Here is a 10,536-nt window from a genome sequence, read left to right on the forward strand (position 1 = left end):
AGTTCTTTACATTAAATAGTGTGGGGAGTTGATTGTGTCGTACCCAACCATAAAGGGGTGAAATCAGCGAGTCTGTCATTTGCCGCCACTTGATGGTTGAAAGGTTCATCCTGATTGGGTTTCAGAAAAAAAATAGCATCAGGCAGCATCCAGTTGTAAGCGCTCATTCATATCCAGTCGAAAAGTACCGTAAGGATTGACATGCGCCCAAATCAAGGGTGATAACGCTCGCAAATCTTCTTTCGCCATCTGCTCCATCCAAGCAGGCTCCGCCAAAACGCTTTGAATCATCAGGGTATTGATGTAAACAAGACTTATTTGCAGCAAATGCAGGCACAACACCGATAATTCCTGTTCATCCAGGCGGTTGGTAGCAAATTCACTGTTCTTGCCGTAAAAAATAAAACCATTAGCACTAGTCCAATTCTCCACTACATTCAGCCCTTCATTAATCTCACGTCGTAAAGCATCGTTATGGAGGTAGTTACATAGGAAAACCGTTTTGACTGCTCTGCCTAACTCAGAAAGTGCCTTTTGTGTTGGATGTTGAGGAGAGGAACGATTAAAACGTCTCAAAATCGTGTCCGCTTCCGCCGTTCCCAACCGTAGTGCAGTAGCATATTTAACCATCTGGTCATATTGCTGGCGAATAAGTTCCCAATCAATCGCTTTGGCAAGTACAAGTTGCAAGTTGGGAAAATCTGGCTTCTGACCAGCAGTCGGCAGAGATAACTTTTGGGAGCCGATGCGTTTGATGCGAGGCATCAACTCAAAGCCCAGCAAACGACAGAAACCAAAAGCAATTTCACTTTGTCCGTGCGTATCGACATAGTTTTTCTTTACCTTCATGTCAGTGCAATGACGTATCAATCCCTCAATCATTGCTGCCACTTCACGCTTATGAACATGTTTTGAGTTGAGAATAAATGCAGGCAGATTTTTTCTCAACGTGCCAATAGATCATCACCCCCCGACCTCCGTATCGGATGTGCCATTCCGTCATCAGGTTTTGGTCCCACGAACCAAACTTTTTGGAATCACTAGCACATGCTGTAGTACCTTCACCCCAGATTGCAGACTTACGAACCCCAAAAATGGCATTTACAACAGCTGCAATAGCATTGCGTAAGTGTTCCCTGTGAATATAGTGCTTTTTGATATAACGCAGGTCATTTTCTTTGTCACCATCGATTCCGGCACAGACACGTTTAAGTCCCGTATTGCTACCCAAACCATACAAACATAACAATAGTCGTCGTTGTAAAATATCACTAGAGAGGTTGGAGCGTACACCCGTGTTCTTGAAATGTGACGTGAAGCCAATCCGTAAGTCAGCTTCTTTAAGTATGTCCAGTAAGCTTGTCATGTGCCAACGCTTGTCAACTTGGCGTTTGAGTTGCACAATGTTGAGCGGTTCAGGTTGTGCTTCCAGTGGAGAGACACAAATCCAGCCATTTTTCTTTTTCTGAATTTTCACATTCTTGTTGTTGGGCATTCCTTTATCCAGCATCGTTAAAGCTTGAGTCATCTCGGATTGAAGCTGACTGATAAAGGTTTCTGAATCCAATGGTTGCCCTAAAGCTTTGTAATATGTTTCTCGATGTATTTCAAAGTCTTGAGGTAGATCTTCTTCAGGGTTACAGTACCGTTTAGCCCCTACTACCCAAATTTCCTTAGAGCGTAGCCTATCCCGTAGTGCCTGTAGCACGCAGATTTCGTAATTGACCCGATTAACCCGTTCTTGCCCATCCTTATCCAATTCTACAACCAGGTCTCGCCAGCCACTTTTTAGGACACCATCAATAAATAATTCTTCCCCAATAGCGTAGTATCGCTGATTACTGCCTTGGTATCTTTTGAGTAATTCCAAAGCAGAAATTACCGGGCGATGTGTATCGTTATTAGAGCAAAATTCTAATGTAGAGAGCAGTTGGGGTATCATGCGTCGATAGTGATGCAGATATGATGAGCGCATCACAGTGTAAACTTTCTCCTGATATGTGGGAGTATTTGACTTATACTCTTTGACTAACGCTTGCAGTGTTTTTGGACTAGCAACTGGGTAAACCACATCCTTAACTGCTTCTTCTGGGTGTTCTAATGACGCAGTAGCAATTTCAAATAATAAGCGCGGCTTGCCAGAAACCTGTTTAAATTCTTCAATAAGTTGTTTATCCACCCGCCGTTCAGCATTAACGTAAATACGGTGAATAATTTGAACAAGTAACTCTACCAAGCTGTCGGTAATTTCTTGGCTGCGTCTTGAACAAAAAGCGGCTATGAGTGTGTAGCGAATGGAGATAGGATGACGACGTAGTTCGCCAGGAGTCTCTGCTGATGCTCTGCGGCGGTAGTGAGTAATAATTTTGGGTGGAACGCTAGCGAACAGTTTGGTTGGTAGTCCCAAATCCCGGATACATTGAAGTTTTTCTATTTCTTTGAGGATGCTTTTGAGGCTGGTTCGACCAGGGTCAGTCTTGAGAAAATTAAAAACTGATTGTTTAAATTGACTCATGTTATCCTCTAATCCTTCTTGGGTATTGACCAAGGCATCCATTTTCTTCAATGTCAGAGGTTGAATTTGCTTGAATATCCCAGCACAGAAGATTTTCTCATTCGTACTCACCGCTGACCTGATTAAACGCTCAAGCCGCTCTGGCGTCGGTGGTTCTAACTTCAACTCGCGCAAGCGTTTTCTAGCTGCTGCTTCCAAGTGGGATTCAGTACGGTCATATGCCAAAACTTTCTCGCATAGCCAAGTTTTCAAATCCTCTTTATCTTGAGGTGTGATTTCTCGGAAGCCAAAAAATAAACGTATGTCTGCCCGATGACGTTCAATGGTGCGTCCATTAAACGAGTATTCTTTAAATTGCTGTGGTGACAAAGAAAGAAGTCTTGCTATGTAGGAAACAACCATATAAGGCACATCAGCTCCGAAACGTGGAAATCTTGCTTCCATTTGAAAAAACTTGAGCAGAACAGCTTTGCCAAGACGATTCACTTCACTCTTATGATCTAGCAATGCTATTTCTGAAGGTTCGAGCGTAAAATTCTCGATTAGTTCTTCTGCATCCCATTGACGTTTCACTCCTTACCACTCCTCACCTTGGTCACAAGGATACAAAAGTTTATCTAATTATCGTATCAGGTAAAGTGTAAGTTATTTGGTACACTAAAATTGAACGGTGCAGTGCGGGTTTGAGACTTCCAAATTATGGAGGGTTCAATTGGTACAAAAAGTTGCCATTTATTGTCGGGTTTCCACAACTGACCAGTCCTGCGAGCGGCAAGAACGGGACTTACTAGAGTATGCTGCTGTTTGTGGTTTTGAGGTGGTTGGTGTTTGGAAGGAAACAGCCTCTGGAATTAAACACAACCGCTCTGAGCGACAAAAGGTTATGGCGTTAGCTCAAAGTCATAACATTGATGCCATTTTGGTGACAGAGATGACCCGGTGGGGACGTAGCACCATTGACTTGATTTCGACGTTGCAGTCACTCCATAGTTGGCATGTTTCTTTAATTGCCCAAACTGGATTGCAATTCGATTTGAATACACCACAAGGCAGACTAATTGCCCATCTAATGGCATCTTTGGCTGAGTTTGAACGGGATTTGGTACGAGAAAGGGTGCGGAGTGGGGTAGCCGCAGCTAAAGCACGAGGTCAGAAGTTTGGTAGGCAACCGGGACAACGGGTGAAAGCAGACAAGTTGGCTCCCAAAGTTTTGCAGATGGTGCAATCTGGGTATTCTTACCGTCAAATTGCCGCTTCGCTCCATCTCTCGAAGACAACGGTCAATTCGATTGTCAAACGACATCGACTTTTGTCAAACGCAACTATTTCCAACCAGGCAAAATTGATACCTGATATTGAGCAAGCAACTATGGCAACGAAAAAATCTGCTTCTCATCAAACCGTTTACCAACTCAAAATCACCCTCAAGGACATTCGACCCCCTATTTGGAGAAGGGTACAGGTATTAAGTTCAACGACGCTTCAACAGTTACATCTGATTGTGCAAGAGGTAATGGGCTGGGATAACTATCATATGCATTTTTTTTCGATTGCTGGCATTGATTACGGTCAATCTCAACCAGAGTTTAATGTGCGTTCAACAGATACTGTTAAGCTAAGTCAGGTGGTTAAGGGTGAGAAGTCCAAATTCTCCTACACTTACGATTTTGGGGATAGCTGGGAACACGAAATTTTGGTAGAAAAAGAGCTACCATCTTCTCCAAATACAAACTACCCTGTATGTATCACTGGGAAGCGTGCTTGTCCTCCTGAAGATTGTGGTGGTTCTTGGGGCTATGCAGAATTACTGGAAATTATTAGTGACCCGTCGCATCCAGAATATGAAGAGAGGATGCAGTGGGTAGGTGAAAGCTTTAATCCAGATACCTTCGACATCAATGAAGTTAATCAAAGGTTACAAGAATTCAAATGATCTACTGGTATTTTCAATAACAGTTTTGGTAGCTGTAGAAGCCATTTTTTTCTGGAATGCTTTCTATGCAAGCTTTTTAGCCATCAAGTGGCGGCAAACGACAGCCTCGCTGATTTCACCCCAACATCCAAGTTTTTGAGCGCAAACCAAAAGTGGAGGCTTCGTGATCCAAAAAGAACTTATCAAGCTAATGCATAAAGCCATCGTCGAAGAGATAACGCTTCTAAACAAACGCGAATCCGATCTGAGGGTATTTTCGGAAGTCGTTCAAAAAATACCTGCTGACTTTCGACTCAGGATAGTGGATTTATTCAAAGCCGATGATTTAAATTTTGAGAGAGATTGGGCATCCGTAATCCTTAGAAGGCAAGTATTGGTGAATTTCATTAAGGAAGAATATGGAATTCATATTCCGGTGGACTTCTATCACTTGAAGAAGCAGGATAGCAAAGATATCAAGCAAAGTATTCGCAATCACACAGCGTTTATCCAACAATCTCTTAAATTGCTGAAGATACTGTCTTACGATTACGGTATTAATCCATACCAGTATATTGAGGGATTGGTTAAAGAGCGTTTTATTTTCATCAATAGCGTGGATGTCGAAAAAGATGCTTTCTTGACGAGTACTGAGTTCAAAGCCAAATTGAAAAATGAAAACTCTAAGCTTTTTATTAAGCTTGGGGAGGACAATGAATACACGAACCCGTATCAGCGAAAAAAAGAACCTTACAGCGCTGATTTTATAGATATGTGCCTGGAAGAGTCGGCTAAAAGCTCCACTTTTGGAGACCAATACAAGCAGTTAGGCTACTTACGGAAGCTTTTAGTAAAATATATAGCCGATAGCTCTTGCGTTATTATCGGCAATGGCACGGAGGTGAAAGAGAATAGAGGGCGTAGCAAAAGAATGCAGTAGATATAAAACGCTTGTGGGGCAAGGCTTTTGCGACTTTTTAAATAGAGATCGACCTGGCTAAAAATACCCCTAAACTGAAGAAGTACACAAAAAACATAAAAAAAAAGGTGGTCCCTTAGCTTCCTCTTGCCCTTTCTCGATCTGACAGTCAAATGCTCAAAATCTCGTAAGAGATAAAACCCTGAGTTTCTCCCGCTCAAAATCAAAAGGCGAAGCGAAAACCTCGGAACACACAAACTACTTGTTATTGTCAGGTTAGCAATTCGAGAGGCGAAAAAGCTAGGGGTTCCACTCCACAAAAAGAAGGAGTAACCCTGTGAAAACCCTCAAAAAGCGAAAAACCCCTTATGCAGAGGGGCTTCCCAAGAAAAACACGAATTTCGATGCATCCATTGTATCGGATTTCGATAATGAAAAGCAAGGGGATTTTTGGAGAAGTTCATTCATTTCGCAATTAGATCACTTCATTGAACTCCAAAAACTCAGTGATTGCTTGGAACTGCTGGAATTGCACGGATTTCAGGGAGAAACAGCACTTTTCATGCTGAAGTGCCTGCAACAATCGGGAGGTGCGGCATGAGCTATTCGCCCATCACCTCTAATCCGGTTACAGGTTTTGAAGCGCTGCAGCGACAGTTGCGGCGGCTAGGCTACACATCGGACAGCCAAATCTGGATTAAAGTAAGCAATAACAAAATTCATACCGCAAAACTTACGGAATCTGGGCTTGCTGTATGGGAATGCAGAAAAGAGAAAGACGCTGAAGGTAACCCAATTCCAGATCCTAAAGGCGGATCAATATGGAATAAGGGCAAGTATCACCCTAATGGCTACCAGTACCTGCTTTCCCTCGCTCAGCAGGGGGAGGAAATGTTTTACATCGTCAATCACCCAAAAGACGGGATTGGCGCAGGTCACACGAGTAAATTTAATTGTATTTTTATTGAGTGTGACAGCGATGCTCTATCAGTTCAGTGGGAGAAAATAAACCGAAGGGCAGCAGAGTTTGGACTAGTTCCTTCACTGGTGGTCTTCTCTGGGGGGAAAAGCTTACACGTTTACTACAGCCTTACCACAGAAGTAGACCCAGAGACTTGGCAACGGTTACAAAGAAAAGCGATCGCTGTTTTCACCTCCGATCCGGTAATTCAAAACCATAATCGAGAGATGAGGTTGGCGGGGTTCCCTCGTATAAAGAAAGGGAAGTATCAAAGCTTAGAGTTTGAATCAGAGACAGCGTATGCGCCCGAAGAGCTTGAGTCAATCCTCGACAAAGCAGGGGGATTTACTCAAGGGCTATCCAAAGAACGATGGGGAGAAATTTTTCGCTTTCTGAGAAACAGAAAACTGTCTCACCAGGAAAAAGAAGCTAAAGTTCGGGAAGTCGCAGCGCTGCCAGAGGAAAACTTGCCTGAGAACATCCGTCACGTCAAACTTGAAATCAAACGCGCTCAACGACGCACTGGAACTATTGGTAGTAACAACTTACTTGATGCGGTCAACCAGGCTGCTGTAAAGCTAGGCTCCGACGCGTTTGACTGGGTAGGACACAAGTGGAAGTGGGATGGTTCTGGTAAAGCACGTGGCTGCTGTCCTTGGCATGCGTCAACATCCGGAACATCTGCGTGGATTGCCCCTCGAAAAAACGGCGATGGGTGGGGGTTTGCGTGCCTCAGTTGCACTGACAACCGACAGATAAATGCTTTCGCCTACTGGTGGCAGTTGAGACATGGACTTGGTGCAACTTACCCCACAGGGAAGGCGTGGGTAGAAGCGGCGAAAGAATTCTGTGAGTTTGCTGGCGTGATTGTGTCGGAGTTGCCACAACAGCAGTGGGATGAGCCGGATGAGGAACTCTACCAGGAATTTTTGAAGCGGGAAGCAGATTTTGAGCGGTGGCAGGAGTACTGCGATCGCCACATCGAGTTGCAGCAAGAAGAATCCTTCAAATCCTTCTTCAGCAACCGATTACAGAAGCTGAAGAGCAAGGCGCTAGCGTTACGATGTTCGCCTAAATTCCAAGCCAAAAAAAGTCGCTCGTTTTGGTCGGATGACAACGCGGTGACTTTTGAAGCCGAAGACCATCTTGCCACAATTCAAGCGTTAGCACAGCAAGCAGCAGCCGAAAACAAGCGGTTGATTGTATTAGACAACAGCGAAGGTGGTACAGGAAAAAGCCACCTAGCGGGTCAGCTAACTCTAGATCTGTTGGGAGTGAACACAATATTTTATACTTCACCAACCCATCGGAACCCCACAGTTGCCTCTATTGAGCAAAATTACACGGATCTACCCGTTCGGCACGACGGGCTAGTGAGCGATGCCACGCAACTAACCCCATTAAATGCTCCTTACGTCCGCTGGGCTAAGCCAGGTGAGGAAGCCAATATAGAGGGCAATTGCTCAAAAGCTCATCTGTTCCACATCTTTGCATCCAAGGGGTACGACGCAGAAACACAGGCGGAGGCTGCTAGTAATCCCATCTGCGCTACGTGCAAGTGGAAGTCGAACTGTGCTGGGGTTGACAAGTTACCGACGATACCACGGCATACTTTCCGTCAAGAGCGCCGAGACGCTCTTGCAAGCGACAGAATCCGCTGCAATTTGGACTCGTTGCCCGATATCACAAAAATGCAAAGCACCCCCAAAGAGGAGGGAGGGAACCCAAAACGGGTAGCTGTGATTGTAGATGAGTTTACACAATTTCGCGGGTACAGCCAAACTCAAACCACCTTATCGGATTTCGATAATGCTTGGATGTACTTTAAGAGCCAAGTTCACAACGCCGAGAAAACAATAAAGCAATTCAAAGAACAGCAAAGACACCTTCAAAGAGAAATTAATGCCAAAATGGCAGAAAGCGAGAAGCTTGAGGGGCATCTTGCTTTAATGAACGCTCACCAGCAGCTAGATCTAGGATTTTTACCTAAGAGTAAGGACGACAAAGCAGAAAAGATAAAACAACTGGAATTTGAGATTGCTCAACTAGATGCTGAAGTAGCTGATTTGATAAAAGAATCTGTTGCTATATCAGAAAAAATTGCCGAGGTAGAAAAGAATACCAAAGAACTGCCAGATGCGATCGCAGCACTAGAACCAATCATCTTTGCTCTACGCTCCATCCTAAACGGCGAACACGATATCACATCAGAAACCCGTTACGGATGGGATGAATCGGCTATCCGGACAATATTAGGTGATTTAACAGGGTTAGAGAAGCATCTTGCTGTTATCCGGGCGCTTAGCCCAAAACTAGCGACATTGTTAAAAGAATCGGATTCGGTCACGTTAGACGGGATGGCTAGTGAAGATCGCCGAGGCAGTGCTGCGGCACTAAGAGCAGCCCGCCACGCAATGCAGAAAGAAGCCGACAAGGAGAACAGAGAAGCGATCGCCAATATGCCCAGTAATTGCATAGTTCCGTTACTAGAAATTCTGCTTGGCGAGAAGCGCGGGTCCTTTCGAGTCAGCTTCAAAGAACTTACGATTTTCACTAGAGACGATCGCCACCGTGAGCAACTCAAGCAAGCAGATTTTACACTAATTCTTGACGGAACCAAAACTCGGGAGTCTTTAGCACAGGACTTGGACGTTGACCCAAGTGAGATTATAGTCATTCGTCAACAACGCAAGCGTCACGCGAATTTAAAAATTGTCCAAGTTACGGGCATGGGGTTGCTGGGTCGCGATCGCTCTGAAAGCATGAAGCAGCGAGTAAAAGCTATCACAGGGGCAATTCTTGAACAGCACGGAGAGGAAAACGTTGGGGTTCTTGACCACTCCGCGTGTGTGGGCAATTCAGCAGAGGAAGCGGAAAGCGGTTACTGGTTTCACGACAACCGTGGATCTAACGCGTTCCAGCAGAAGAGCGCGTTACTGACATTTGGGACGCCATTTTCAAATATTGGGCAATTGCAGCTAGAGTACACCACCTTAACGGGCGATCGTAACCCCAATGAGGGGAATCCCCAGTTCACTACATTTGTGCAGGAACGGGTACAAAGTGAGGTTGCTCAGTGCGGATGGCGATTGAGAAGCTCTCGCCGCGAAGGGGAGCAGCTTATCTGGTATGTTGCTTCCGATCAGGATTTAAATTATTTACGCGAGTACTTCCCAGATGCCGAGTTTGAACTGAAAACGGCATTCCAGATTACCCCCAGTGCTGGCAGTTTGGGGGAACAAACTTGCTGGGCTGTTCTTGAGGCATCCAAGCAGGTGATTGACGCAGGCAAGGAACTCACTACTAAAGCGATCGCTCAAATTGTTGGGTGTAATCGGAGCCGGATCAGCCAAATCGCCAAGGAGGTTGTTGGTGGTTTTGCCGCCTTCAAGAGGGTGTTAATGTTCCTATTAAAGTCCTTATATAGGACAACTAACACCCCTTTGAGTGACGGTGACGCGTTGACTGAGGACGAATTTTTCGCAGCTAAGACCTACTTGCCTTTGGTGCTGGAAGAAAACGCCCAGACTCCCGAAGATGGAGTTAAGCAAATCATGGAATCGGCTGAGTCTCTTGGTAAAGAAAGCTTTGAGCGCGTTTTAAGAGCATTGAGCTTCAACGATAGAGCGCAGCTGCTCGGACAGATGCTCACGATGTTACCTCAGGAATGGCAACAGGAATTCTTGGCACTTGGAAAACTACTAGAAGAACAGGTGGCTGATCAGGCGATCGCGTCTTAACCCTCTGCATAAAAATTAACCCCTAGCGAGATAAGGGCAGGTTCGCTGTCCGCATTTATTGATTTAATCATGAAATTACGCGATTATCAGCACCAAGGAATCAGAAATACTTATCAATTCTTCGGAAGTGGGTTAAAATCAGTTCTTATTTACGCACCAACAGGGTCAGGCAAAACCGTCATCGCTTCAAAGATGATTGCAGATGCCGTTAGCCGAGGACGGCGTGTTTTGTTTCTGGTTCACCGGACGAAACTAATTGACCAAACTGCTGCTACTTTGAAAAACGTATATGGCATTGAGTGTGGAATCATTTGGGCTAATGTTCCACTCACCCCCGCCGCACCTGTGCAAATTGGGATGGTGCAAACTTTGCAAAATCGAGACTTACCGCCGGACATAGGTCTGGTCATCGTTGATGAGTGTCACACGAGCATATATAGCCATAGCCATCTTCATTAGGACGCAGCTTGCTTGAGAACGACTTCGATG

Annotated in this window: 7 protein-coding genes; 5 read left to right on the top strand and 2 right to left on the bottom strand. The window is 44.9% G+C overall.

What is annotated here, in order from left to right; translation table 11 throughout:
- Positions 1 to 138: 138 nt before the first annotated feature.
- Positions 139 to 882, bottom strand: coding sequence for a Tn3 family transposase (locus ACM0OZ_RS46380; protein WP_414589728.1), 744 nt, complete (start codon positions 880 to 882; stop codon positions 139 to 141).
- 16 nt (positions 883 to 898) lie between these two features.
- Positions 899 to 3,088, bottom strand: a complete 2,190-nt coding sequence (locus ACM0OZ_RS46385; protein WP_414589730.1) for a Tn3 family transposase — start codon at positions 3,086 to 3,088, stop codon at positions 899 to 901.
- A gap of 139 nt (positions 3,089 to 3,227) precedes the next feature.
- On the opposite strand from ACM0OZ_RS46385, the gene ACM0OZ_RS46390 reads away from it, so the two are divergent.
- The 5 genes from ACM0OZ_RS46390 to ACM0OZ_RS46410 all read left to right on the top strand — a co-directional run bounded on the left by ACM0OZ_RS46390 (position 3,228) and on the right by ACM0OZ_RS46410 (position 10,506).
- Positions 3,228 to 4,448 carry an IS1096 element passenger TnpR family protein gene (locus ACM0OZ_RS46390; RefSeq protein ID WP_414589731.1) on the top strand — a complete coding sequence of 407 codons (1,221 nt, stop codon included), beginning with the start codon at positions 3,228 to 3,230 and terminating at the stop codon, positions 4,446 to 4,448.
- Positions 4,449 to 4,611: 163 nt separating this feature from the next.
- Complete coding sequence (locus tag ACM0OZ_RS46395; RefSeq protein ID WP_414589732.1) at positions 4,612 to 5,367, top strand: hypothetical protein; 756 nt, start codon at positions 4,612 to 4,614, stop codon at positions 5,365 to 5,367.
- 316 nt (positions 5,368 to 5,683) lie between these two features.
- Complete coding sequence (locus tag ACM0OZ_RS46400; protein ID WP_414589733.1) at positions 5,684 to 5,947, top strand: hypothetical protein; 264 nt, start codon at positions 5,684 to 5,686, stop codon at positions 5,945 to 5,947.
- On the top strand, positions 5,944 to 10,047 hold the full coding sequence (locus tag ACM0OZ_RS46405) for a hypothetical protein (RefSeq protein WP_414589735.1): 4,104 nt from the start codon (positions 5,944 to 5,946) through the stop codon (positions 10,045 to 10,047). The genes ACM0OZ_RS46400 and ACM0OZ_RS46405 overlap by 4 nt, the downstream gene beginning before the upstream one ends.
- Before the next feature lie 69 nt (positions 10,048 to 10,116).
- Complete coding sequence (locus ACM0OZ_RS46410; RefSeq protein WP_414589737.1) at positions 10,117 to 10,506, top strand: DEAD/DEAH box helicase; 390 nt, start codon at positions 10,117 to 10,119, stop codon at positions 10,504 to 10,506.
- Positions 10,507 to 10,536 lie beyond the last annotated feature (30 nt).

It is taken from the genome of Scytonema sp. PCC 10023 (assembly GCF_963920835.1).
Taxonomy (GTDB): Bacteria; Cyanobacteriota; Cyanobacteriia; order Cyanobacteriales; family Nostocaceae; genus Kalymmatonema.